Origin of the sequence: Mesorhizobium montanum, from assembly GCF_033977145.1 — a bacterium.
Taxonomy (GTDB): domain Bacteria; phylum Pseudomonadota; class Alphaproteobacteria; order Rhizobiales; family Rhizobiaceae; genus Mesorhizobium; species Mesorhizobium montanum.
The window spans coordinates 74,384-99,621 of record NZ_JAVIJF010000007.1 but is presented as its reverse complement, the minus strand read 5'-3'; the positions used below and the strand labels follow the sequence as shown (position 1 = coordinate 99,621).

At 64.7% G+C, this 25,238-nt stretch carries 24 protein-coding genes; 18 read left to right on the top strand and 6 right to left on the bottom strand.

The window, feature by feature from the left end:
• The first annotated feature begins 95 nt into the window (after positions 1-95).
• The 3 genes from RFM68_RS11440 (at position 96) to RFM68_RS11430 (ending at position 3,539) form a co-directional block, all read left to right on the top strand.
• The gene (locus tag RFM68_RS11440) at positions 96-1,382 is read left to right on the top strand and encodes a glutamate-5-semialdehyde dehydrogenase (RefSeq protein WP_320233018.1); all 1,287 of its coding nucleotides are present in this window, start codon (positions 96-98) and stop codon (positions 1,380-1,382) included.
• Positions 1,383-1,461: 79 nt separating this feature from the next.
• On the top strand, positions 1,462-2,049 hold the full coding sequence (locus RFM68_RS11435) for a nicotinate-nucleotide adenylyltransferase (protein ID WP_320233252.1): 588 nt from the start codon (positions 1,462-1,464) through the stop codon (positions 2,047-2,049).
• A gap of 203 nt (positions 2,050-2,252) precedes the next feature.
• The gene (locus tag RFM68_RS11430) at positions 2,253-3,539 is read left to right on the top strand and encodes an MFS transporter (protein ID WP_320233016.1); all 1,287 of its coding nucleotides are present in this window, start codon (positions 2,253-2,255) and stop codon (positions 3,537-3,539) included.
• Positions 3,540-3,553: 14 nt separating this feature from the next.
• Here RFM68_RS11430 and RFM68_RS11425 read toward each other — a convergent pair whose 3' ends face one another.
• Positions 3,554-4,405, bottom strand: a complete 852-nt coding sequence (locus RFM68_RS11425; protein WP_320233014.1) for a mechanosensitive ion channel family protein — start codon at positions 4,403-4,405, stop codon at positions 3,554-3,556.
• Between the two features lie 231 nt (positions 4,406-4,636).
• On the opposite strand from RFM68_RS11425, the gene rsfS reads away from it, so the two are divergent.
• The 9 genes from rsfS (at position 4,637) to RFM68_RS11380 (ending at position 13,473) form a co-directional block, all read left to right on the top strand.
• Positions 4,637-5,014 carry a ribosome silencing factor gene (rsfS, locus tag RFM68_RS11420; protein ID WP_140832824.1) on the top strand — a complete coding sequence of 126 codons (378 nt, stop codon included), beginning with the start codon at positions 4,637-4,639 and terminating at the stop codon, positions 5,012-5,014.
• Positions 5,015-5,076: 62 nt separating this feature from the next.
• Complete coding sequence (gene rlmH / locus RFM68_RS11415) at positions 5,077-5,559, top strand: 23S rRNA (pseudouridine(1915)-N(3))-methyltransferase RlmH (protein WP_320233011.1); 483 nt, start codon at positions 5,077-5,079, stop codon at positions 5,557-5,559.
• 112 nt (positions 5,560-5,671) lie between these two features.
• Positions 5,672-5,860: a transcriptional regulator gene (locus RFM68_RS11410; RefSeq protein ID WP_320233009.1), complete on the top strand. Its 189-nt coding sequence runs from the start codon at positions 5,672-5,674 to the stop codon at positions 5,858-5,860.
• A gap of 413 nt (positions 5,861-6,273) precedes the next feature.
• Complete coding sequence (locus tag RFM68_RS11405) at positions 6,274-7,608, top strand: murein hydrolase activator EnvC family protein (protein ID WP_320233008.1); 1,335 nt, start codon at positions 6,274-6,276, stop codon at positions 7,606-7,608.
• 1 nt (position 7,609) lies between these two features.
• Entirely contained in the window at positions 7,610-8,941 is a 1,332-nt protein-coding gene (locus RFM68_RS11400; protein WP_320233007.1) for a S41 family peptidase, read from the top strand.
• A 201-nt stretch (positions 8,942-9,142) separates the two neighbouring features.
• The gene (locus RFM68_RS11395; RefSeq protein ID WP_320233005.1) at positions 9,143-10,333 is read left to right on the top strand and encodes a divergent polysaccharide deacetylase family protein; all 1,191 of its coding nucleotides are present in this window, start codon (positions 9,143-9,145) and stop codon (positions 10,331-10,333) included.
• Between the two features lie 53 nt (positions 10,334-10,386).
• Positions 10,387-10,902, top strand: coding sequence for an RNA pyrophosphohydrolase (locus RFM68_RS11390; protein WP_320233003.1), 516 nt, complete (start codon positions 10,387-10,389; stop codon positions 10,900-10,902).
• Between the two features lie 71 nt (positions 10,903-10,973).
• On the top strand, positions 10,974-12,125 hold the full coding sequence (gene alr / locus RFM68_RS11385) for an alanine racemase (RefSeq protein WP_320233001.1): 1,152 nt from the start codon (positions 10,974-10,976) through the stop codon (positions 12,123-12,125).
• An 85-nt stretch (positions 12,126-12,210) separates the two neighbouring features.
• Complete coding sequence (locus RFM68_RS11380) at positions 12,211-13,473, top strand: D-amino acid dehydrogenase (RefSeq protein ID WP_320232999.1); 1,263 nt, start codon at positions 12,211-12,213, stop codon at positions 13,471-13,473.
• A 28-nt stretch (positions 13,474-13,501) separates the two neighbouring features.
• Here the strand turns inward: RFM68_RS11380 and RFM68_RS11375 are convergent, their stop codons facing one another.
• From RFM68_RS11375 to RFM68_RS11365, 3 genes are all read right to left on the bottom strand, one after another.
• Complete coding sequence (locus RFM68_RS11375; protein WP_320232997.1) at positions 13,502-15,661, bottom strand: phospholipase D-like domain-containing protein; 2,160 nt, start codon at positions 15,659-15,661, stop codon at positions 13,502-13,504.
• Positions 15,658-16,098 (bottom strand): phospholipase A2 family protein, encoded by a 441-nt coding sequence (locus RFM68_RS11370; protein WP_320232995.1) that lies wholly within the window; start codon positions 16,096-16,098, stop codon positions 15,658-15,660. The genes RFM68_RS11375 and RFM68_RS11370 overlap by 4 nt, the downstream gene beginning before the upstream one ends.
• 139 nt (positions 16,099-16,237) lie before the next feature.
• Positions 16,238-17,119 carry a LysR family transcriptional regulator gene (locus RFM68_RS11365; protein ID WP_320232993.1) on the bottom strand — a complete coding sequence of 294 codons (882 nt, stop codon included), beginning with the start codon at positions 17,117-17,119 and terminating at the stop codon, positions 16,238-16,240.
• 222 nt (positions 17,120-17,341) lie between these two features.
• Between RFM68_RS11365 and RFM68_RS11360 the strand changes: the two genes are divergently transcribed.
• From RFM68_RS11360 to RFM68_RS11350, 3 genes are all read left to right on the top strand, one after another.
• Entirely contained in the window at positions 17,342-18,838 is a 1,497-nt protein-coding gene (locus RFM68_RS11360) for a CoA-acylating methylmalonate-semialdehyde dehydrogenase (protein WP_320232991.1), read from the top strand.
• Positions 18,839-19,178: 340 nt separating this feature from the next.
• Positions 19,179-19,481, top strand: coding sequence for a hypothetical protein (locus tag RFM68_RS11355; protein WP_320232989.1), 303 nt, complete (start codon positions 19,179-19,181; stop codon positions 19,479-19,481).
• A gap of 264 nt (positions 19,482-19,745) precedes the next feature.
• Positions 19,746-20,060: a hypothetical protein gene (locus RFM68_RS11350; protein ID WP_320232987.1), complete on the top strand. Its 315-nt coding sequence runs from the start codon at positions 19,746-19,748 to the stop codon at positions 20,058-20,060.
• Between the two features lie 27 nt (positions 20,061-20,087).
• Here RFM68_RS11350 and RFM68_RS11345 read toward each other — a convergent pair whose 3' ends face one another.
• Positions 20,088-20,792 carry a GntR family transcriptional regulator gene (locus tag RFM68_RS11345; protein ID WP_320232986.1) on the bottom strand — a complete coding sequence of 235 codons (705 nt, stop codon included), beginning with the start codon at positions 20,790-20,792 and terminating at the stop codon, positions 20,088-20,090.
• Between the two features lie 69 nt (positions 20,793-20,861).
• Here RFM68_RS11345 and RFM68_RS11340 point away from each other — a divergent pair, with 69 nt between their 5' ends.
• From RFM68_RS11340 to RFM68_RS11330, 3 genes are read left to right on the top strand one after another with little or no spacing between them, the layout of a single operon-like run.
• Positions 20,862-21,797, top strand: coding sequence for a dihydrodipicolinate synthase family protein (locus RFM68_RS11340; RefSeq protein WP_320232985.1), 936 nt, complete (start codon positions 20,862-20,864; stop codon positions 21,795-21,797).
• A 14-nt stretch (positions 21,798-21,811) separates the two neighbouring features.
• Positions 21,812-23,122, top strand: coding sequence for an NAD(P)/FAD-dependent oxidoreductase (locus RFM68_RS11335; RefSeq protein ID WP_320232983.1), 1,311 nt, complete (start codon positions 21,812-21,814; stop codon positions 23,120-23,122).
• A gap of 17 nt (positions 23,123-23,139) precedes the next feature.
• The gene (locus tag RFM68_RS11330; protein WP_320232981.1) at positions 23,140-24,141 is read left to right on the top strand and encodes a 4-hydroxyproline epimerase; all 1,002 of its coding nucleotides are present in this window, start codon (positions 23,140-23,142) and stop codon (positions 24,139-24,141) included.
• Between the two features lie 62 nt (positions 24,142-24,203).
• Here RFM68_RS11330 and RFM68_RS11325 read toward each other — a convergent pair whose 3' ends face one another.
• Positions 24,204-25,088: a LysR substrate-binding domain-containing protein gene (locus tag RFM68_RS11325; RefSeq protein WP_320232979.1), complete on the bottom strand. Its 885-nt coding sequence runs from the start codon at positions 25,086-25,088 to the stop codon at positions 24,204-24,206.
• Positions 25,089-25,238 lie beyond the last annotated feature (150 nt).

The window sequence follows — 25,238 nt, the reverse complement described above, 5'->3', positions numbered from 1 at the left end:
AACGGTTTTCCGTCCGGAATTGCGTCAAAACAAGGAGATAGAGCGGTTCGGCGTTTCCGTGAAACGCTGAAACGCTCTGGAGCGGAGGATGAACCATGCTGAAGCTGCATGAAAAATCCGGCGAAGACACCGTGGCGCTGATGGCCGATATCGGCCGTCGTGCCCGCGCCGCCGCGCGACCGTTAGCCGTCGCTTCCACAAAAGCCAAGAACGACGCTTTGGTCGCCATGGCCGATGCCATCCTGCGCAACGAGCAAGCCATCCTCGAAGCCAACGCCATCGACATGTCGAATGGCAGGGAAGCCGGCTTGTCTGGCTCTTTCATGGACCGCCTGAAGCTCAACCCCTCGCGGATCACGGCGATGGCCGACGGCATAAGCGAGATCGCCGCGCTCAAGGATCCGGTCGGCGACGTGATTGCCGAGTGGGACCGGCCGAACGGCCTCAATATCGAGCGCGTGCGCACGCCGCTCGGCGTCATCGGCGTGATCTATGAAAGCCGCCCCAACGTGACGGCGGACGCAGGCGCGCTTTGTCTCAAGGCGGGCAATCCGGTGATCCTGCGCGGTGGCTCCGATTCGATCAATTCGTCGTCAGTGATCCATGCCTGCATGATCGAAGGGCTGAAGGCGGCCAGCCTGCCGCAAGACGCCATCCAGCTGGTGCCGACCACCGATCGCGCCGCCGTCGGCGAGATGCTGAAAGGGCTCGGCGGCAATCTCGACGTCATCATTCCGCGCGGCGGCAAGAGCCTGGTCGGGCGCGTGCAGACCGAGGCGCGGGTGCCGGTTTTCGCGCATCTCGAAGGCATCTGCCATCTCTATGTCGACCGCTCGGCAAAGCTCGACATGGCGGTCAACATCGCCGTCAACGCCAAGATGCGGCGCACCGGCGTCTGCGGCGCGGCCGAGACGTTGCTGGTTGACCGCGCGGTCGCCTCGACGCATCTGGTGCCGATCCTGAAGGCGCTGCGCGCCGCCGGCTGTGAGATCCATGCCGACGCCGAGGTGATGAAAGCTTTCGCCGACGCCAGCCCGGCGACCGATGCCGACTGGGTGACGGAATATCTCGACGCCATCATCGCGGTGAGGCTGGTCGACGGCGTCGCCGGCGCGATCGAGCATGTCGAGACGTTTTCCTCGCACCACACCGAGGCGATCATCGCCGAGGACGCGAGGGCGGTCGAGCGCTTCTTCAACGAGATCGATTCGGCGATCCTCCTGCACAACGCCTCGACGCAGTTCGCCGATGGCGGCGAATTCGGCATGGGCGCCGAGATCGGCATCGCCACCGGCAAGATGCATGCGCGCGGACCGGTCGGCGTCGAGCAGCTCACCTCGTTCAAATACCGCGTGCGCGGATCGGGACAGGTGAGGCCTTGACGTTTTTTGCCCACAGAGGGGGGCGCCTAGCACCATGCTTTCCCAGCTCGAGCCTGCCGTCCCCGCCCGCTATCTCCGCATGCCGTATGCCGCCAAGGGCCTGACCGTCGGCTTGTTCGGCGGCTCGTTCAATCCACCGCATGGCGGTCATGCGCTGGTTGCCGAGATTGCGCTCAGACGGCTCGCGCTCGACCAGCTGTGGTGGATGGTGACGCCCGGCAATCCGCTGAAAAGCGTGCGGGAACTGGCGCCGCTCGCCGAGCGGATCGAGCGGTCCGAAAAGATCGCCAGGAATCCCAGGATCAAGGTCACCGCCTTCGAGGCGGCGCGGCACGTGCGCTACACCGCCGACACGCTGGCGCTGGTCAAGGCGCGCAACCCGGGCGTCGATTTCGTGTGGATCATGGGTGCGGACAGCTTACGCGACTTCCATCGCTGGCAGCGCTGGCGCGAGATCGTGCTGACCTTCCCGATCGCGGTCATCGATCGCCCGGGCGCCACGCTCTCCTTCCTGTCTTCGGTAGTCGCCAAGACCTTCGACTATGCCCGCATCGACGAGGGCGACGCTCCGCTGCTTGCCCGCATGCAAGCGCCAGCCTGGACCTTCATCCACGGCCCGCGCTCCTCGCTGTCGTCCACGGCGATCCGCAAGGCGGCGACGAGCTGAGCGCCTCTTGTGGGAGAAGGTGGCTGCGAAGCTGCCGGATGAGGGGTGTTCCAGGGAACGCCAACGTCTCACTCCGCTGGATCACCCCTCATCCGTCTCGGCGCTGGCGCGCCGATCCACCTTCCCCCACAAGGGGGGAAGGTAAGGCGCGCCATGTCGCTTTTGAGGCGGCTTTTGGCCGGCCGGCAAGCCAAGCTGCGAGCATGCTGAAGCAGAATCAAGCAGTGACCGATCCGGGCCGCGCCGCGCAATCGGCGCCGCTGATTGCCATTGCCAGCGTCATCGTGTCGATGGCACTGATTGCGATCGGCAACGGGCTGATGTTCGCCTATATCCCGGTGCGCCTCGGCGCCGACGGCTTCGATCCCACCTGGGCCGGGTTGATCGTCACCGGGCTTTCGGCCGGTGGACTGGCCGGCTGCATCCTGACCGGGCCGCTCGTCAAGCGGGTCGGACATGCGCGCGCCTTCATGGTGCTTTCGGCGCTGATCGCGCTGTCCAACGTGGCAATCGGCGCAGGGACGATCCCGCTGCTATGGATCGCGGCACGCGCGCTTTACGGCTTTGCCATTTGCGGCCTGTTCATCGTCGCGCAGAGCTGGCTGAACGATGCCCTGCCGAATTCGATACGCGGCCGGGTGATGGCGGTGTTCTACGTCGCCTATATCGCCGGGCTGGGCGTCGGTTACGCGACGCTCGCCGTCGTAGACATCCATACGTCGGCCGCATCGCTGATCGGCATCGCCTTCACCGCGTTGTCGATTTTGCCGGTCGGCATGACGCGGCTTGCTCAGCCGCCCGCGCCGCAGGCCGCTTCGGTCGCGCTCCGCCGGGCCTGGCGGATCTCGCCGGTCGGCGTCGCCGGCATGCTGGCCGTCGGCGGCCTGTCGATGATCGTTTCCGGCTTCGCGCCGATCCACGCCACCGCCAAGGGCTACAGCCAGGCGGATGTGGCGCTGCTTTTGTCGGCCATGCCGGTCGGCACGCTGATCCTGCAGATCCCGCTCGGCTGGATCTCGGACCGCACCGACCGGCGCTATGTGCTGGCGGGCGCGGCAGCCCTCGCGACGGTTGCCAGCGTGCTCGCCATCGTCTTCGACGGCGGTGCGCTGATGATTCTGGTGGTGGTCTACCTGATCTGGGACGGCGCGTCGGAATCGATCTACGCGCTCTCCAGCGCGCATGCCGCCGACCGCGCCGCCAAGGATGAGATGCTGGCGCTGTCGAGCTCTATGCTGTTTGCCTGGTCGCTGGCCGGTTTCATCGTGCCGGGCATCGTCACTGCGCTTTCCGCCGTCTTCGGCACCGCGACCTTCATCTATGTCGGCATCCTCATCGCTTCGGCCTTCTGTCTGTTCGTGCTGTGGCGCGTCATGGCGCGGCGACCGACTCCAGCTCCAACAAGCGGCAGCTTCGCGCCGATGAGCGCGCAGACGCCTCTGCCCGTGGAACTCGCCTTCGCGCCGGACGAGACGACAGCCGCCAGATGAAGAACCGGTCAGGTTTACTGCCTGCGTGCCTCAGGCGCGGGCACTTCCGGCGGCGGCAGCGGGATCGAGATGCCCTCGCTGTCAAAAGCCTGCTTGGCGCGCTTGGTCATATCGATCTGGGTCGAGAAATAATCGGCGGCGGAAGTCCAGTAGCGCAAGGTGAGCGAAACCGTGGTGTCGCCGAGAGTGGCGACGAAAGCGATCGGCGCCGGCTCGCGCTTGATGCGCTTTTCGGCACCGGCGATGACCAGCAGCGTCTTTTGCGCGCGGTCGATATCGTTCCACGAGCCGATGCTCAAGGTGATGTCGGTACGCCGCACGCCGTTGCGGGTGAAGTTGCGCACCGGTTGGTTCCACAGCGTCGAATTGGGCGCCAGCACATAGACGCCGTCGAGGGAGCGCAGCTTGGTGGCAAACAAGCCGATCTCCTCGATCGTGCCGGCAATCGAGCCGACCTCGACATATTCGCCGATGCGGAAGGGCCTGAGCGCCAGAAGCATGATGCCGGCGGCGATGTTCTGCAGCGTGCCCTGCAGCGCCAGTCCGATGGCGAGACCGATGGCGCCGATAGCGGCGATGATGGAGGCGGTCTGCACCCCGAACTGGCCGAGCACCATGATGGTGACCAGGATCAGGATGGCGTAGCGGACGATCTTGGAGAAGAAGTGACGCAAGGTCGCGTCGAAGCCGTGGACATGGCCGAGGCCGGCGAAGATCGAGCGCTCGGCCAGCCCGGCGACGAAATAGCCGACAATCAGGAGGATGATGGCGCCGATGGCCGAGAAGGAATAGGAAACGATCAAGGTGCTGAGTTGCGCAAGTCCGGCCTGGATGGTCAGAAATGCGCTTTGCGGGTCGGTAGGCATGGCGGGAATCCCGTTGGTCGGCGTGCCGATAACCTATGCGCCGGAGATCAGTTCCCGCCTTTTGCGGCCCTTCCACAGGCCGCCTGCACCGACGGGCGAGGGGCCGCGTCTTGAAACTGCAATGGAACTCTGCCTATCTAAGTGGTGTCACCTGATTTGCCTGGTGATTTGGTTGTTCTTGTTGGGAAAGGAAACACACTGAGAACAGCACTGCGGAAGAAGGCTGACGTCATGCCTTCGCCGGCGGGGATCAGCGTAAACGACGCCGCGTCCCTCGCCATCGACACAGTCCTTGCCAGTCTGGAAGACTCCAAGGCCGAAAACATCGTCTCAATCGACATCCAGGGAAAATCGAGCCTCGGCGACTATATGGTCATCGCCTCGGGCCGATCGCACCGTCATGTCTCGGCTGTCGCCGATCACCTCCTCAAGGCGCTGAAGGATGCCGGCCTCGGCACGGCGCGCGTCGAGGGGCTGGCCGGCGCCGACTGGGTCCTGATCGATTCGGGCGACATCATCGTCCACGTCTTCCGCCCCGAAGTCCGCGAATTCTACAATCTCGAAAAGATGTGGCAGGCGCCGGATCTCGAGGAAGAGACCTTGCACTGAGCCTTGATCGGCGTGCCGTGAAACGTCACGGTATGCGTTAGGACAAGCTCGCCGGGGCGAGGATGAAGATCACCGTTCATGCCGTGGGCCGGATGAAGACCGGCCCCGAGAGAGAACTCGCCGACCGCTATTTCGAGCGCTTCGCCAAGAGCGGGCCCGCGGTCGGGCTGGAGTTTGCCGGCATTGTCGAAATCCCCGAGAGCCGCGGACAGAGCGCCGATGAGCGCCGCCGCGAGGAAGCCCACAAGCTGCAGGCGCAGTTGCAGTCCGGCACCGTTCTCGTCCTGCTCGACGAACGCGGCAAGCCGCTCTCCTCGGAGGATCTGGCCGCCCGCATCGGCCAGTTGCGCGACAGCGGCCGCAAGGCGCTGGTCGTCGCCATCGGCGGCGCCGACGGTCATGACAAACCCTTACGCGAGCAGGCAGACCTGGTGCTGTCGTTCGGCGCGCTGACCTGGCCGCACCAGCTGGTGCGTGTGATGCTGGGCGAGCAGCTCTACCGGATCGCCACGATCCTGGCGGGGCATCCTTACCATCGTTCGTGATGAGGCGCCTGCACGAGGGCGGTTGCCAGGAATAATCCTTGGCCAGCTGTGGCAGATGTTGACAATATTTGCGACGCTTTTCACAATTTTGGCGAAAGCAGAGGATGGGTCTATGGCGGCAGATAATAGCTTTCATGTCCGAGTCCGCAGTCAACTGATCCGCCGCGATTTGCAGACCCGCCACGAAGCGTGGAACCGGCTGAAAAGCCAGCTTGAGCCGGGTCTTAGAGCTGAAGAGAGCGAATTCCGCGCCGCATCGGCCCAGGATGTTATTCAGCGCAATCAAGGCCGAAGCCTCTAATTTATTGGCACTGCACAGGGATTTTGACCGGTCGGCTCTGTTTGCGTTAGCAGGTGGCATGCCTTGGAGATTGGCCGAAACGCCAATCGCGATCGTCATTCTATGGTCTGCGCCGCGTCGCTTCGCTCCTTGCTCCGCCATAGAATGACGACGTTGGGGCGGCTTCGACCAATCCCGGCGTTTGCGCTGATTTCACGGAATGAACGGAAAAACCTTACACCTAGACAAACGGCAACCAAAATCCCTGTGTCGGGGAACTAGGAGACACGTAGCTGTCCGGATTTCCGCCTCAATGGCGCGACATCACGGTCATTGTTGTCTTCTTCACGCAATTCCGGACGGAATTGCTCCGAGCGGCGCTTCCAACATGGTTGATGGTTCGTTAACGAAGCGGCGGATAGAGTCTAGGCCTGATGTCTGAAGGCTGGAATTCGAGAATGCGCGCCTGGCGCAGCCGTTGCGGTTTGACCCTTGTCGCCGCCGTGGTCGTGCTCGGTCCGGTCCGGGCGGCCGAAAACTCGCTCGACCTCGCGCCCGATCCCGACCAGAGCCGCGCCGAATACGAGCAGGTTTCCAGGGAAATCACGCTGTCGTCGGAGCGGCTGGCCAAGCTTGCCGCCGACATCGCCTCGGTCCGCAAGGATTATGCCTCGATCACCGCCGCGCTCATCCAGTCGGCGATGACGGAACAGAAGCTCGGCCAGGACATCGAGGACATCGGCGCCAAGCTTGAAGGACTGAAAGCCGAGGAAAAGAAGCTGCGTGCCTCGCTCATGGCGCGGCGCGACGTGCTGGCCGAAGTGCTCGGCGCGCTGCAGCGCATGGGGCTCAATCCGCCGCCGGCGATCCTCGTCAAGCCCGAGGATGCGCTGTCTTCGGTGCGCAGCGCCATCCTGCTTGGCGCGGTGGTGCCGGAACTGCGCCAGCAGACCGATCGGCTGATGGCCGATCTCAAGGAGCAGACCCGGGTGACGGCCTCGATCGAGGCCGAACGGGCCAGGCTTACCACCGCCGTCACGGACCAGACGGCGGAGAAGAAGCGGCTCACCATGCTGCTCGAGGCCAAGAAAAAGCTGCAGGCCGATACCCAAACGGCGATCGCGGCCGAGCAGCAGCGATCGCAGCAACTGGCGGCGAAGGCGAGCAGCCTCAAGGACCTGATCGCCTCGCTCGAAGCCGACAAGGCGCGCAAGGCGCAGGACCAGGCCAAGGCGGGCGAGCGGAAATCGACCGACAGCGACACCACGGCCTCGACGACCGAGCTGGCCGCGCCGCCGGTGCCGGAGGCCAATCGTCTCACGGGGTCGGCTCCGTTTTCGGCATTGCAAGGTCAGATCGCGCTGCCGGTCATCGGCAGGATCAAACGGCGTTTCGGCACCGACGACGGCAATGGCGCGGCGATGCAGGGCGACATGGTTGCGACACAATCGGGAGCCATCGTCACCGCGCCGGCGGATGGAAACGTGCTTTATGCGGGGCCGTTTCGCTCCTATGGTCAACTCTTGATCCTCAATGCGGGTGACGGGTATCATGTCGTCCTGGCGGGGATGAGCAGAATCAGCGTCGCGACCGGACAGTCGGTGCTCGCAGGAGAGCCGATCGGCGCGATGGGAGAGGCCCGGGTGGCAAGCACCTCGGCTTCGCGGAATGAAAATTCGACGTCGGAACTCTATGTCGAGTTCCGCAAGGATGGAAAACCCGTCGATCCGGCCCCATGGTGGGCGGATCGATTTTCTGGAAGGACGTGAAATGATGCGGAAACTGTCGCTTCTTTTTGCCGGCGCACTGATGGGCGCATCGGCAATGAGCCTGGTCTACGGCGCACCGGGTTCGGCGGCGAACGCTGCGGGTTCGGAAACCTACAAGCAGTTGGCGATCTTCGGCGACATCTTCGAGCGCGTGCGCGCCAATTATGTGACGCCGCCGGACGACAAGTCGCTAGTCGAGAACGCCATCAACGGCATGCTGGCATCGCTTGACCCGCACTCCTCCTACATGAATGCCGAGCAGGCGCAGGACATGCGCGTGCAGACCAAGGGCGAGTTCGGCGGCCTCGGCATCGAGGTCACCATGGAGAACGATCTCGTCAAGGTGATCACGCCGATCGACGACACTCCGGCCGCCAAGGCGGGCGTGCTAGCCGGCGACTACATCGCCAAGATCGACGGCGAAGAGGTGCGTGGCCTCACCCTCAACGACGCGGTCGAGAAGATGCGCGGGCCGGTCAACACGCCGATCAAGCTCACCATCCTGCGCCAGGGCGCCGACAAGCCGATCGAGGTGACGGTGGTGCGCGACATCATCAAGGTCAAGGCGGTGAAGTACCGGGTCGAGAACGACATCGGCTACATGAAGATCACCTCCTTCACCGAAAAGACCTATGACGATCTCGAGAACGCCATCGAGACCATCAAGAAGCAGGTGCCGAACGACAAGCTGAAGGGCTACGTCCTCGATCTGCGCCTCAATCCGGGCGGCCTGCTCGACCAGGCGGTGAGCGTGTCGGACGCCTTCCTCAAGCGCGGCGAGATCGTTTCGACCCGCGGCCGCGACCCGAAGGACGTCACCCGCTTCGACGCCAAGCCGAAGCAGGTCGACGACATCAACGGCAAGCCGATGATCGTGCTGGTCAATGGCGGTTCGGCCAGCGCGTCCGAGATCGTCGCCGGCGCGCTGCAGGACCTGCGCCGCGTCACGGTGGTCGGCACGCAGTCCTTCGGCAAGGGCTCGGTGCAGACCATCATCCCGCTCGGCGAGAACGGCGCGCTCAGGCTGACCACGGCGCTCTATTACACGCCGTCCGGCAAGTCGATCCAGGGCAAGGGCATCACGCCCGACATCAAGGTCGACCAGCCGCTGCCGCCGGACCTGCAGGGCCGTGACCTGACCCGCGGCGAATCCGACCTCAAGGGCCACATCAAGGGCGCCGACGAGAGCAAAACCGGCTCGGGCTCGGCTGCCTATGTGCCGCCGGATCCGAAGGACGATCTGCAGCTGATCTATGCCGAGCAGCTGCTGCGCGGCGAAAAGACCGACCCGTCGTTCCCGCCGAACCCGGACAAGGCCGTGCTGAACCAGTAAAGGCGGTACGGCCGGACCTCTGGCCGGCTGACAGAAGCAATGCAATGCTGCCGGGACCGTGAGGTTCCGGCAGTTTGATTCGGGGACGGCGTCGTCTAGGGCGCGCCACGCATCTGGGGATATAGCGCCAGCGACTGCGAAGTTTGCGCAAGATTCACATAGAACGTGACATTCACTTAAGTGGCGTGCTGGGAACACAACTTGGCTGACACCCGCAAGGACATCGAACGCCCGCTTGGACAGTCGCTCCAGCCCAAGCGGCCTGCCCCGCGCGGCATCGGCACCGGCTCGCTTGTCGCCGTGCTGGCGGTGCTTGCCGTGATCGGCGTCTCCGGTGCCATTGCGTTGCGTGAGAAACCGTTCCGGAAGCCGGAGGAAGTGGCCGTTTCGACGCCGAAGGTCACGGCCGCTCCCTCAGCGCCCGCACCGGCGCCCGCGCCGACCCCGGTTGCAGCGGCCGCGCCGCAGGCCGGAACGCCGATGAAGAGCGGCGGCCCGCAGATCATCCACGTCCAGACCGAGGAAGGCGACGGCCCGCCGAAAGCGGCGATCGTCATTCGCGATCCGTCGACGCTCGGCCAGAACCTCAAGGTCGCCCACATCCCTGACAGGGCGCTGGTCGAGGCCAGCGACACCGGTCCGCTGCCGATGCGCTCCGCCGATGGAAGGCGGCCGTTCGACGTCTATGCGCGGCCGTGGTCGGGCGCGCGCGGCGCGCGCGTGGCGATCGTCATCGGCGGGCTCGCCGTCTCGCAGACCGGCACGCAAGCGGCGATCGCCAGGCTGCCGGCCGAAGTGACGCTGGCGTTCGCGCCGCAAGGCAACAGCATCGGCCGCTGGATGCAGGCGGCACGGCAGAGCGGGCATGAGATCGTCATGCAAGTGCCGCTCGAGCCGTTCGATTATCCGAACGTCAATCCCGGCCGCAACACGTTGACGGTCTCGGCCAGCCCGGACGAGAACCTGAAGAGCCTGCACTGGGCGTTGTCACGCACGACCAACTATACCGGGGTCATGAACTATATGGGCGCGCGCTTCTCGGCCGACCCATCGGTGATGGAACCGTTCATGGCCGAGCTCGGCAAGCGGGGGCTTGCCTATATCGACGATGGTTCGTCCGTGCGGAGCCTGGCGCCCGACCTTGCGCTGAAAGACGGCGTGCCGTTCGTCGCCGGCGACATGGCGATCGATGCCGTGCAGGATCGCGGCGAAATCCTGAAGAAGCTGGACAGCCTGGAAGCGACGGCACGGGCCAAGGGCAGCGCTGTCGGCATCGGTTCGGCCTTCGACATCACCGTCGACACGGTGACATCGTGGATTGCCGAGGCGAAGAAGCGCGGCATCGAGATCGTGCCGATCTCGGCGGTGGCCATCGATCCGCAAAAGGGATAACCCTACCCGCCTCGCCCGAAATCCATTCTCAAAGACGGCTGGAAAGCTGACCAATGGTCAAGAAGATCGATCCTGAAACGCTGCCTTATCGTCCCTGCGTCGGGCTGATGATCCTCAACAAGAAAGGCCTGGTCTGGGTCGGGCACCGCATCGCCGAACCGGACAGCGAGTTTGCCGGCACGACGCAGCTTTGGCAGATGCCGCAGGGCGGTATCGACAAAGGCGAAGAGCCGATCGAGGCCGCCGGGCGCGAGCTCTACGAGGAAACCGGCATGCGCAGCGTGTCGCTGGTTGCCGAGGCGCCGCACTGGATCAACTACGACCTGCCGCCGCATCTGGTCGGGGTCGCCTTCAAGGGCCGTTATCGCGGCCAGACGCAGAAATGGTTCGCCTACCGCTTCGAGGGCGACGAAAGCGAGATCGAGATCAATCCGCCGCCAGGCGGCCACAAGGCCGAGTTCGATCAATGGGCCTGGCGGCCGATGCGGGATCTGCCGGAGCTGATCGTGCCGTTCAAGCGCACGGTCTACGAGCAGGTTGTCGCGGCGTTCCAGCACCTGGCTCGCTGATGACTACCGTCCCGGTTGTCGCGGCGGCTCCATGGACGTATTGATTGCCGATGCAATGAGCAGGGGTCGCCATGAACGACGACACCGGACGCGGGTTTCCGGCACATGATGCAAGCGGCGGTCCGACAGTGAGTAAGGCGGCCGCCGGCGCGATCCTGACGATCGACCTCGGCGCCATCCGGGAAAACTACCGCCGGCTGAAGACGCGGCTAAATGGCGTCCGCTGCGCCGGCGTGCTCAAGGCCGACGGCTATGGGCTTGGCGCCGCTCAGGTGGCGGCAGCACTCGCGAAAGAGGGCTGCGACATCTTCTTCGTCGCGCTGCCCGGCGAGGGCGTCGCGCTGCGCAAGGTGATCGGCCCAGGGCCGGACATCTTCGTGCTGAACGGTTTGCCGCCCGGCTCGGAACCGGAAGCCGTGGCGGCCGGACTTTGTCCGGTCATCAACAGTGCCATGCAGTTGAAGGCATGGGCCGAGACCGCGCGCGGCATGGGCCGGAGCCTGCCTGCCGCCATCCAGGTCGACAGCGGCATGGCCAGGCTCGGCATGGCGCCGGCGGAAGTCGAGGCGGTCGTGGGCGAGGCGGGCGCCTTCGATGGCATCGACATCCGCTTCGTGATGAGCCACCTCGCCCGCGCCGACGAGCCGCAGCAGGCGGCGAACGAGGCGCAACGGGGCGAATTCGAACGGCTGCGCAAGATGCTGCCCGCAGCACCCGCCTCTTTAGCCAACTCGTCCGGCATCTTTCTCGGACCGGCCTATCACTATGACCTGGCCCGCCCGGGAGCCGCATTGCACGGCGTCAATCCGACGCCCAACGAACCCAACCCGATGCTGCCGGTGATACGGCTCGAAGCCAAGGTGGCGCAGACGCGGCAGGTCAGCGCCGGCGCCGGCATCGGCTATGGCCACACCCACCATGCGGACGAGGTGCTTAGACTGGCGACCATCTCGCTGGGCTATGGCGACGGCTGGCACCGGCGCGCCGCTTCGGCCGCCTGGTTCGAGGGCGTGCGGTTGCCTTTCATCGGGCGCGTGTCGATGGACTCGATCATCCTCGACATTTCGGCGCTTGCGGCCGGCAGGCTCAGCGAAGGCGACCTCGTCGAGCTCATCGGTCCGTCGCAAAGCGTCGACGACGCAGCCGGCCACGCCGGCACCATCGGCTACGAGATATTGACCAGCCTGGGCGCGCGCTTTCACCGCAGCTACATCGGCGGGTAAGGCACCACTTGGCGGGTGCTGCAAAATCCGGCAGACAGGATGTCCATGCCTTCCGCGGCATGGTCGGCCTTTGAGGGAGCATTAAATGAAAGTCCTGGTACTGGGCGGCGGCGTGATCGGGGTCACCACCGCCTACTTCCTCGCCGAGGCCGGCCACGAAGTGACCGTATACGATCGCCAGCCCGGGCCGGCGCTCGAAACCAGCTTCGCCAATGCCGGCGAAGTATCGCCGGGCTATGCCTCGCCCTGGGCCGGGCCCGGCATCCCGGTCAAAGCCGTCAAATGGCTGTTGATGAAATACGGCCCGCTCGTCGTGCGGCCTGCCTTCGACCCGAATATGTGGACATGGCTCATCAAGATGCTGCGCAACTGCACGGCCGAGCGCTATGCGCTCAACAAGTCGCGCATGGTGCCGCTTGCCGAATACAGCCGCGACACGCTGAAGGCGCTGCGCGAGGCGACCGGCATCACTTACGACGAACGGACCAAGGGCACGCTGCAGCTCTTTCGCAAACAGAAGCAGCTCGACGGTACCGGCGGCGACGTCGAGGTGCTGAAGAAATACGGCGTGCCTTACGAAATCCTCGACCGTGACGGCTGCATCGCGGCCGAGCCGGCTCTTGCGGCGGTGCGCGAAAAATTCGTCGGCGGCCTCAGGCTTCCCGGCGACGAGACCGGCGACTGCAAGATGTTCACCGACAGGCTCGCCGAACTCTGCGTGGCGCGCGGCGTGACCTTCGAATACGGCTCGACCATCCGGCGCATCGTCAGGAACCGCAATCGACTGACCAATGTGCTTACGGATAGCGGATGGAAATCCGCCGACGCCTTCGTGATGGCGATGGGGAGCTATTCGGCGCAATTCATGCGCGAGTTGGGGCGGCCAATTCCGGTCTATCCGGTCAAGGGGTATTCGATCACCGTGCCGGTCGGCAATGCCGATGCGGCGCCGGTGTCGACCGTCATGGACGAGACCTACAAGGTGGCGATCACCAGGCTCGGCGACCGCATCCGCGTCGGCGGCACCGCGGAGATTTCAGGCTATGATCTTCGCCTGCACGAATCGCGCCGCCGCACGCTCGAGCATTCGGTCGGCGATCTCTTCCCCGGCGGCGGCGATCTCAAGGCGGCGAGCTTCTGGTGCGGCCTGCGGCCAATGACGCCGGACGGACCGCCCTTGATCGGGCTAAGCGAGGTTGCCAATCTTTACCTCAATACGGGCCACGGCACGCTCGGCTGGACCATGGCCTGCGGCTCGGCCAAGGTGCTGGCCGACATCATGTCGAACCGGGTGCCGGAGATCAACGCGCGGGATATCAGCCCGGAGCGGTACTTGAAACCTGCCTAAGCGGTTCAGCGCTTTCAGCGGAATCGCGTCAGAACGCCTGCCGAATCACGGTGTCGCTGAACAGCAGCCGGTAGGCCCAGCCGATCGTGACATTGGTGGCGACCGGGCGCGAATGGGCGAGGTAATCGTCATAGACCGGCTTCATGCGGCGATAGAAGGCCGGGTCGAGCACGACCATGCCGTTCTCCGAGTCATGGAAGAAGCTGCGGTTGTTGAGGTTGACCGAGGAGATGGCGACCAGCTTTTCGTCGATCATCATGATCTTGGAATGCAGCACGACATCCGGCGCCTTGAACTCGCGGATGTCGATGCGGTCGCCGTATCTTTCCACGAACAGCTTGTTGAGCGCGGTGAGGAACCGGCCGCCGATATCGCCCTTGAGATCGATGCGGCCGACGACGTCGATCTTCACGCCCCTGGCCAGCGCCCGGTCGAAGGCCCGCGCAATATCGGGTGTCAGGTTGAGGTAGGGATTGACGATCTGGATATGGTGCTCGGCGGTGTCGATCAGCTCGACGAAATAGGCCTCCAGCGCATGTCCGTCCTCGTAAGGCACGGAAATGAAATGCCGCGCGACGCCGTGCGGAGGGCCGCCGACCGACCGCGCGGGAATGGAAAACGGCCGCGACAGGTTGGTGTCGGCGTCGCGCAGCCAAATGGTGGACAGATGCGCGGCCAGCGTCTCGACGGTCGCCTGGTCGGCGATCTCGATGTCGAAGTCGCTCCAGTTGGAATAGTAGTTCAGCGAGAAGCCGTCGGTCTTGCCGTATTGTTCCAGGTCCGGATAGTGGGTCAGGTCGACCGGCTTGTGGAAGAGAAAACCGTCATGGATGTTGCGGCCGCCGATGATGACGCGCGAGCGGCCAGGCTCCTCGGCCAGCGTCGCCAGCATCTTGATGTGGTGGGTCTTGTGCAGCTGTGAGATCTGCTCGTCGAATGGCGCGCCGTGATCGGCCTGCCAGCGATATTCCTGCAATTCGACATTGGGGAACTCGGATGCCAGCCGGTGCAGCATGGCGTCGTCCTTCTCCCGCTCCAGGACGTCGGTCACCAGGATACGCACTTTGGTGCCCTGTGCCGCGTGATGGCGGATCAGCCGCTCCATGATGCGGCCGGAGAAATCCGCCTTGAACTCCAGCGACGACAGATAGATCAGCCTGAGCTTCGGGGCGTTGGAGAAATCGAGCCGCAGCTCGGGGTCGGCCTTGTCGAAGGCGCCGTCCGGCAGCGTCTCGCCGAGCAGGGCTTCGACCTTGGCGTTGAAACCGTCGCGCGACTTGCGCAGCAGGGTCGGTGACCCGAGCGGCAGCGCACAGGTCTGCGACAGCCAGCGGCCGGCGTAGAAGACGCGGTCGAGTTCCTCTAGCCCCGCCGGATCGGGCACCGGGCAGCGGTCGTAGCGGCTGTCGAGCCTCGCGATCCAGGGGTCGGCAATCTCTTCGCGCAGCAAGGTCAGCGGCGCGCCGGCCGGCGCCAGGGTCGAACCGATGCGCAAATCGCAGCGGCTGAGCGCCTCGTCGGGAAACAGGCTGACCGAGGTTTCGGCGGCCGGCAGGCTGAGATGGAATGGCGAGGCCGTGGCGACGGTGGTGGATCTGCCCGAGGCGCGGATCGCGAGCGGGCCGTCACAGGTGCCGCCGACGTCGACAGGCTGTTGCCCTGCTTGTCGCAACACGATCTCGACCGAGCGCGCCTGCAGACCGGAGAAGCTGAAGGTCTTGGGCGCCGAGGGCCGCGCGGCGGCATCGAGATAAAGGGTCTGCCGCGACATGCGCCAATGCCCGGTGAAACGGCCTTCGCCCGGTCTGCCTTGCGTCGGCGCAAGCTCAGTGTCGTCGAGCGGTTTCGCCAGCTTCTGCAGCGCCTGATAGGTTGCGTGGAAGCCGCTGTCATGGACATCGCGCCAGTCGCGGCCGAAGCGGCCGGTGCCGTTGGCGCGGTCGAGCGCATCGATGCGGCTTTGGGCGAGCAGCGCCTGGAACTGCTTCTCATAAGCGCTGTCGCTCGCGAAATAGTGCGCCGTGGCGATCTCAGCGCCGCTGCTGTCGGCCGAGACGGGCAGGCGGCCGCAGGCATCGTCACCCGGAAAGAAGGCGCAGGCCGAATGTCCCGGCATGCCGGCGCAACCGGCCAGCGCCACCAGCACCAGTCCAAACAACGCTTTGCCGACGGCGGACCCGACGCTCATCCGGCCGCACCGTTCATGGCCTTGAGCTCGGCAGGGTCGCGCGGCGGCAGGAAGCCTTGCGGAAAGATCCTACAGACGGGAAGCGCGAAGGTGGCGATCAGCAATTCGGCCTCGCTGCGCATTTTGCGCGGTGCCGTCCTGTCGTCGCGAATCTTCCTCGCGGAGGCGACGAGCGCGCCGTCGCAGTCGCAATGATTGCGCCGGGCAATGTAGCACGCGTCGTGGACCTGGCAGGCGGCATCGAGACGGTCGACCGGCCTTGCCGACAGATTGCCGGTGCGCGTGCCCGGGCCGCAATAATTGCCGATGACGAAAGGCGAGGGCCGCGACATGGAATAGCGGACCGGCTTCGGCAGCTGTGCTTCCGGAACCTTCGTCCAGGGATTGGCGCAGCCCGACAGGAAAAGCAGCGGCAGAATGGCAAGAACGGCTCGCATGTTTCCGCCGGTGATCCGAAAGATTGTCCCCCTGGCGCTCTGTCATGGCATGGCAAGCGCGCGGCTGCCACACTCGCCGAATTTGTGGCGGAGGCAAGGCGGAAACGACCAACTGCCTGTGATAAGATTTCGACGCGGATTAGGCAAAAAGACCGCGTTCCCGCTCCACCGCCCTGGTGATGAAGTTGGCGACGAGCTGGACGCGGCGCAGCGGTCTTACCGATTCATGATAGACCAGCCAGTAGGCGCGGCGGATCGGCGCGACGATATCGACGGGCACAAGCTCCGGCATCGAGCGGGCGACGAAAGTGTGCAGGATGCCGATGCCGGCGCCCGAGCGCACCGCTTCGGCCTGGCCGAGCGCCGAGGAGATGGCGAAGCTGGTGCGCCATTCAGGGCTGAATTCGGCGGCATAGTCGAGCGAGGGGCTGACGATGAGGTCCGGCACATAGCCGATCAGCGTGTGCCGGCCGAGCTCGGCCGGTGCTTTCGGCAGGCCGTTGGCTTCGGCATAGGCGCGCGATGCGAACAGGCCGAGCGTGTAGTCGACCAGCTTGCCCGCCACCAGCCGGCCTTCGGTCGGCCGCTCGACGGTGATCGCGATATCGGCTTCGCGCCGCGACAGCGAGAAGGAGCGCGGCACCGGCACCAGCTGAATGGTGAGCTCGCGATGCAGCGCGGTCAGCTCGCCGAGCCGCTTTGCCAGGAAAGCGACGCCGAAGCCGTCGGGCGCGCCGATGCGCACCGTGCCCGAGACATCGTCGCCCTCGCCCGCAATGGTCGCGCGCGCGGCGATCATGTCGCCCTCCATACGCTCGGCTATGTCGAGGAAGCGCTCGCCGGCCGGCGTCAATTCGCTGCCCGTGGTCAGGCGGCGGAAGAGCTTTGTCCTCAACGCCTCCTCGAGCGCGGCGATACGGCGCGAGACGGTCGCATGGTTGAGCTCCAGGCGTTTCGCAGCGCCGAGGATCTGCCCGGCGCGCGCCACGGCGAGAAAGATGCGGACGTCATCCCAGTTCATGGGGGATGATCTTGGTGACGGCGGTCAAAGCCGCGTTCCTTCGGTGTGACAAAACTCAACCTGAGAAATCCTTCACGACAGACATATCCTGTCATTTGCGGCAATTAATGCACACCCCATCGCCGTTGTCTATTTTCCGCACAACGGTTGCGATCTGGCTCGCGTTGCCATCGCCGCCGCAAAGGCGGACAATGCCTCATCACCAAGACAGGGAGAGAAGCCATGATCGAATACGGTCATTTCATCGGCGGCAAGCGTGTCGCCGGCACCAGCGGCCGCAAGCAGGATGTGATGCAGCCGATGGATGGCACCGTGCGCGGCACGGTGGCTTTGGCCTCGCAGGCGGAACTGCGCGCCGCGGTCGAGAACGCCAAGGCGGCGCAGCCCAAATGGGCGGCCACCAATCCGCAGCGCCGCGTACGCGTGCTGATGAAATTCCTCGAACTGGTCGCCCGCGACTATGACGAACTGGCCGAGATTCTGGCGCGCGAACATGGCAAGACCATCGCCGACGCCAAGGGCGACATCCAGCGCGGCCTCGAAGTGGTCGAGGTCTGCATCGGCGCGCCGCATATGATGAAGGGCGAGTTCACCGACGGTGCCGGCCCCGGCATCGACGTCTATTCGATGCGCCAGCCGCTCGGCGTCGTCGCCGGCATCACGCCGTTCAATTTCCCGGCGATGATTCCGCTTTGGAAGATCGCGCCGGCGATTGCCTGCGGCAACGCCTTCATCCTGAAGCCTTCGGAGCGTGACCCTGGCGTGCCGATGCGCATTGCCGAACTGTTCATCGAGGCCGGCCTGCCGGCCGGCATCCTCAATGTCGTCAACGGCGACAAGGATGTCGTCGACGCCATCCTCGACGATCCCGACATCAAAGCCATCGGCTTTGTCGGCTCGACGCCGATCGCCCACTACATCTATTCGCGCGGCACCGCAGCGGGAAAACGCGTGCAGTGCTTCGGCGGCGCCAAGAACCACATGATCATCATGCCCGACGCTGATCTCGACCAAACGGTCGACGCGTTGATCGGCGCCGGCTACGGCTCGGCCGGCGAGCGCTGCATGGCGATCTCTGTGGCCGTGCCGGTCGGCAACGACACCGCCAACCGGCTGATGGAAAAGCTGGTGCCGCGCGTCGAAAGCCTGAAGGTCGGTCCGTCGACGGATTCTTCCGCCGATTTCGGCCCGCTGGTGACCAGCCAAGCGCTGGAGCGCGTCAAGGGCTATGTCGATATCGGTGTCAAGGAAGGCGCCAAGCTCGTCGTCGACGGCCGCGGCTTCACGATGCAGGGCTATGAGAACGGCTACTATATGGGCGGCTGCCTGTTCGACAATGTGACGGCCGACATGCGCATCTACAAGGAAGAGATCTTCGGGCCGGTGCTGTCGGTGGTGCGCGCGCCGCGCTACGAGGATGCCATCAAGCTCGCCAACGATCACGAGATGGGCAATGGCGTCGCCATCTTCACCCGCGACGGCGACGCCGCGCGCGACTTTGCCAGCCGCGTTCAGGTCGGCATGGTCGGCGTCAACGTGCCGATCCCGGTGCCGATCGCCTACTATACCTTCGGCGGCTGGAAGGCGTCGTCCTTCGGCGACCTCAACCAGCACGGCCCGGACGCATTCCGCTTCTACACCAAGACCAAGACGGTCACCTCGCGCTGGCCGTCCGGCATCAAGGACGGTGCCGAGTTCGTCATCCCGACGATGAACTGACCGGACAGATCCTATGAACCAACATTGAGGAAAGCGCGGCGCAAACCGCGCTTTCCTTATTTTGTGGGCGCCAAAGGAACGCCATGGGGTCATCCACCTCGCGGACGCGGCGCTCAGCCCTGTGGTTTTGCTGGTCCGTGTCATCGTACAATGCAACTATAGGTCCGCAATCCAGACGCGGCACGCTGAGGGTGCATCCGCACATTCTAATGATTCCGTCGCCGTGTGATGGAACCAACAGACCACCATCCGCCTTAGGCTGTATTCCTGCCTAGCGTGCAGGCCAATCCAACAGCGCCGGTGGCAGCCGGGGTTCTCGTCTGGCGCGAGGAGGTGTCAGGTGACACGATTTCTTATGGCGACAATGTTGGTGGCGGCGGCGATGACCGGTGGAGCCGCGCCGGCGAATGCGGCCGCGCAATGCGCGGCGCGCGCCGACATCATCAAGGCGCTTGGCGACAAGTTCCACGAAAGCGAGGCCGGGCGCGGCCTGATCAATCCGAACGTCGTGCTCGAGATCTTCGTCTCGGATCAGGGCAGCTGGACCGTGCTGGCCTCGGACACCAAGGGACAGAGCTGCGTTTTGTCCGTCGGCGAGGGCTGGGACAGCCCGACGATCACCGCGGCGATGCCGGGCGCCTGAATTACGACGGAGCTCGGCCGAGCGCCGCCACGGCTCCCGCGGTCGAGCACCGAATTGCACCAAGGCGCTTTCCGCGGCACCGCTTGTTTGCGCAGCGAAGCTTCACCATATCGAATCCAGGGAGTCATAATCTCCCTGAGACAGACCGGAAACCAGAAGGAGCGACGCGATGAAGACGTCCAATCCGGCCTGGAGCCTTCCGGCACACTGAGGCGGCCGAATGTGCCTCCCTTGCCGGAACGCGAAGGCGAAGGAGGTGCCTCCATGGCACGTTTTTTTTCGTATCGATGGATGATGCTGGCGACCACCGCCCTAATGGCGCTGTCGTCACTGCCCGCGCGGGCGCAAGTGATCTGCGGCGGCCATGACCATCTGGTCGCGAGGCTGGCAGACGCATTCGGGGAGAAGCGGCTGGGCTACGGTGTGGCCGGACAAGTCGCCATCTTCGAGGTGTTTGTGTCGCCTGGCGGAACCTGGACCATCCTGATGACCGACGTTAAGGGCCAAAGCTGCATCCTGGCGGCGGGCGACGGATGGGAAGACACGCGGGCCACCGCGGTCGGACAGCCGGGCGGCTGAACCGCCCCGAGCAGAACGCTGAACCGCTCAGCGCGTAGCGGCCACTTCGGCGTGGCCGCGCAGCAGCGCCATTAGCTTCTTGGCGTCCTTGGCGGCGCCTTCTTCGTCGCCATCGAGGATCGAGCGGATCAGCGCGACGTGATGCTCGGCCGATTCGGCGAGGCCGGTGTCGGCCTTGTAGCGGAACCAGAAGCGGCGGCTGTGCGTCTGCAAGGGGGCGGCCACCCGCGCCGCGAACGGGTTGTCGGCGGCGATGGCCAGCGCATCGTCGAGCGCCTTGTCGGCCTGGATGAAGGCAAGGACGTTGCCCGAGATCACCGCCTTCTGCATGGCCAAAGCCGCCTCGTGGAACAGGTCGGCGGCTTCGCGGGTAACGAAGCGGGCGGCCGAGCGGGCGAGCACCACCTCGATGCCGCGCCGTGCATCCAGCACCCGCAGCCAGTCGCCGGCGTGAAGCGGCGCGACCGCGATGCCCGCGCGGGGTCTTATGTCGAGAAGTCCCTCCCAGGCCAGCCGCTGGATCGCTTCACGCACGGGGGTGCGCCCGAGACCCAGCCGCTCGATCAACGCGCCTTCGGTGATGAAGCTCGACGGCGCCAGCTCGAGCGTGACGATCATGTGCTCCAGCGCGCGATAGGCCTTGGTCGCCGCGGGTTCGAAGGTCGCGTTCGTCTCGATGGATATCAGTGGGGAGATCAACGGCAGGCTCCTGATATATTCTTCATATATCATAATGGATTCAGCATTGACAGGCCAATGCTTTAACAGATATACGTATGATATATCAGAGGAGCGATAGCCATGTGGACCGGAGTTTTCCCCGCCGTCACGACCAAATTCACCGCCGACGACCGCCTCGACCATGCCGAGATGGAGCGTTGCTACGGGCTGCAGATGGAGGCCGGCTGCGACGGCATCATCGTCTGCGGATCGCTCGGCGAGGGCCCGATGCTGTCGTATGACGAGAAGATCGAGGTGCTGAAGACGGCCCAGAAAGTCGCCGGCAAGAAGCCGGTGCTGCTTACCGTCAACGAGCCCGGCACGCGAGAGGCGGCGAGCATCGCGCGGCGCGCCGCCAAGGAAGGCGCCGACGGCCTGATGGTGGTGCCGAGCCCGATCTACCACACCAATCCCGAAGAGACGGTCGCGGCGCTTCGCGCGGTGGCCGAGGCGGGCGACCTGCCGGTGATGATCTATTCCAACCGACTTGCCTATCGCGTCGACGTCACCGTCGACCTGATGGAGGAGCTCGCCTCGGACGAGCGCTTCGTCGCCATCAAGGAATCTTCCGACGACATCCGCCGCTCGACCGAGATCATCAACCGGTTCGGCGACCGCTACGACCTCTTCACCGGCGTCGACAACCTCGCCTTCGAGGCGCTGTCGGTCGGCGCCATCGGCTGGGTGGCCGGCCTGGTCACCGCCTTCCCGCGCGAGACGGTCGCCATCTACCAATTGATGAAGCAGGGCCGCCGCGAGGAGGCGCTGGCGATCTATCGCTGGTTCCGGCCGTTGCTCGACCTCGATGTGTCCACCTATCTGGTCCAAAACATCAAGCTTGCCGAAGTGCTGGCGATTGGTACCAATGACCGCGTGCGCATGCCGCGCCAGCCGCTGTCGGGCGAACGCCGCAAGGCAGTGGAGAAGATCATCCGGGATGCGCTGGCGGTGCGCCCGAAGCTGCCGTCGCTCCAGAGTTCTCCTCGATCGGCGGAGAAGATGGTGGCAGCCGAATAAAGGACAGCACCGACGTGCCAGGAAATTCCAACTCCCCGGAAGCGGAACGACGCTTCGCCACTGGGGCACCTTCTGCCCGTAAACGGGGAGAGGGGGAAGATATCGCCATCATCGGTGGCGGCATCATCGGTATCTGCGCTGCGGCCTTGCTCTGCGAGGCGGGGCGCAGCGTCACCGTCTTCGACCGCACCGGCATCTGCGAGGAGACGAGCTCCGGCAATGCCGCCGCCTTCGCTTTCTCCGACGTGCTGCCGCTGGCGCATAAGGGGATGATCCGGCAGTTGCCGAAATGGCTCGCCGATCCGCTCGGGCCGTTGGCCATCCCGCCGGCCTATCTGCCGAAACTCCTGCCATGGCTATTCCGCTTCTGGCGGGCGGGCGCGGCGAGGCACTATGAGGCGAGCCTCGCAACGCAGGCCGGCATGATGAGGCTTGCCGAGGCCGAGTGGATGGCCTTGCTCGACCGCTCCGGCACGCGGTCGATGCTGCGCGAGGATGGTTCGCTGGAATTCTATGAAAGCGAGGCGGAGTTCAGTGCCTCGCTGCCGGGCTGGGCGGAGCGTCAGCGCTTCGGCATCGGCTTCCGCCATGTCGAGGGCGATGAGATGGCGGCGCTGCAGCCGGGTCTGGCGCCGCGCTTCGTCAAGGGCACCTTCGTGCCGGGCTGGAAGACGGTCGCCGATCCCAAGCTGCTCGGCAAGGCGGTCTGGGCCAATGCGGAAAAGCTTGGCGCCCGTTTCGAGCATGCACGAGTCGAACGCATAGAAGCAGGCGCAAACGGCGCCACGATTGTTCTGGCCGACGGTACCAGGCGGACGGCAAGGAAACTTCTGATCGCCGCGGGGGCCTGGTCGCATCTTCTGGCAAAAAATCTCGGCGACCGCATCCCGCTCGAAACCGAGCGTGGCTACAACACGACGCTGCCGGTATCGGCCTTCGACGTGAAGCGGCAGCTGATCTTTTCCGGACATGGCTTCGTCATCACGCCGCTGGACACAGGCCTGCGCGTCGGTGGCGCCGTCGAGCTCGGCGGCATCGAGCGGCCGCCTAACTTCGCCCGATCGAAGGCGATGCTGGAGAAGGCGAAACGCTTCCTGCCCGGGCTCGATCCGTCGGGCGGCCGCGAATGGATGGGCTATCGCCCCTCGCTGCCGGATTCGCTGCCCGTCATCGGCGCGGCGCGAGCGCCGAATGTCTACTATGCTTTCGGCCACGGTCATCTCGGCCTGACCCAGGCGGCGGCGACCGGCCGCTTGATCTGCGATCTCGTTCTCGGGCAGGCTCCGCCGCTCGATCTCACCCCTTTCCGTCCGCAACGGTTCTGATATTTTCGGGAAGCATCATGGCCAAGAAATCCTTCTTCTGCATCGACGGCCACACCTGCGGCAATCCGGTGCGTCTTGTCGCCGGCGGCGGGCCGCTGCTCGAAGGCTCGACAATGATGGAGCGGCGGGCGCATTTCCTCGCCGAATATGACTGGATCCGCACCGGGCTGATGTTCGAGCCGCGCGGCCATGACGTGATGTCGGGCTCGATCCTGTATCCGCCGACGCGCGCGGATTGCGATATCGCGATCCTGTTCATCGAGACGTCAGGCTGCCTGCCGATGTGCGGCCATGGCACGATCGGCACTGTGACGATGGCCATCGAGCATGGGCTGGTGAAGCCGAAGACGCCGGGCGTGCTCAGGCTCGACACGCCGGCCGGCCTGGTCATCGCCGAATACAAACAAGCCGGCGAATATGTCGAGGAAGTGCGCATCACCAACGTGCCGTCCTTCCTTTATGCCGAAGGCCTGACGGTCGAATGCCCGGTGCTCGGCGAAATCAGCGTGGATGTCGCCTATGGCGGCAATTTCTACGCCATCGTCGAGCCGCAGAAGAATTTCCGGGACATGGCCGATCACTCGGCGGGCGACCTCATCGCCTGGAGCCCGGTGGTGCGGCAGCGCCTCAACGACAAATATTCCTTCGTGCATCCGGAGAATCCCGGCATCAACCGGTTGTCGCACATGCTGTGGACCGGCAAGCCCCGGCATGCCGAGGCCGATGCCCGCAATGCCGTGTTCTATGGCGACAAGGCGATCGACCGCAGCCCTTGCGGCACGGGCACCTCGGCCCGGATGGCGCAGCTCCACGCCAAGGGCAAGCTCAAACCCGGCGACAGCTTCGTGCATGAATCGATCATCGGCTCGCTGTTCAAGGGCCGGGTCGAGAAAGAGGTCAGCGTCGCGGGCAAGCCGGCGATCATTCCTTCGATCGGCGGCTGGGCGCGCATGACCGGCTTGAACACCATCTTCATCGACGACCGCGATCCGTTCGCGCATGGATTCATCGTCACCTGATACGATCGGCCGGCATGCCCGGCTCAGCGTCCCACAGAACCGCACTTGTCCTGGGATTGCTCTCAGGCGTCGGCCTCCGCTTTCGCCGACACCTGATCGCGGAACCAGTCGGCGAATTTGATTTCGGCCGCCGAAGGCTGGGCCGACAGCGTCAAAAAATAGCCCTTGTCGTCATCGGTCGAAATATCGGAGACGACGACAAGGTCGCCGCGCCTGAGTTCCTCGCGAAAGACCTCGATCGGGCAAAGGGCAACGCCGTGGCCGGCGATGACAGCCGTCGCCAGGATGTTGAAATCGGCAAAGACCGGCCCGTTGCCGATGTCAGTCTTTGCGATCCCCGCTTTTGCGAACCATTCCTGCCAGCCCTGGCGCGTCTCATCATGCAGCAGGTCCGCCGTTGCGATCCGCGCCGGCGTATCCAGCCGGCCCCTGCGCGCCAGATAGTGCGGACTGCAAGCCGGCCGGCTTATGCGGGAAAACAGCTTGAGGCTGGTAACCCTCGGAGATGGATCCGCGCCGAGGGTGATAAGGATGTCGTCATCGTCGAGCCGGTCCTCGGCCTTCGCATAGGCGACGCGGATCGCGATCTCCGGATGGCGAGCGGTAAAGTCCGACAGGCGGGGCACCAGCCAGCGGCTGGCAATGGAGGGAATGCAGCCCACCGACAGCGACTGCAGGCCGGCGCTTCTGCGAATGCGCCGACAGGTGGCGTCGAGTTCCGCCAGCGCCGCGCCCGCGGATGCCTGCAGCGCCAGCCCGGCCTCGGTCAAACGGACCTTGCGCGCATCGCGATAAAACAGGGCCAAGCCAAGCCATTCCTCCAACCGCCTGATCTGGTGGCTGATGGCGGGGTGGGTAACATGCAGCTCTTCGGCGGCCGCTGAGAAGCTCAAGTGGCGGGCGGTCGCCTCAAAGGCCCGGATCGCATTCAGCGGCAGATATTCCATTTGTAAAATTCTCTAACAGATCAAGCCAAAATCCATCATTTGATGCACGGTTCAACCTGCGTCATTGATCCGGACCGCGGCACAAATCTAACCGGGAATGATAAAAAGTCGATCTCTGCCGCCGACCTCGAAGCGCCGCGCTTCGCAAAC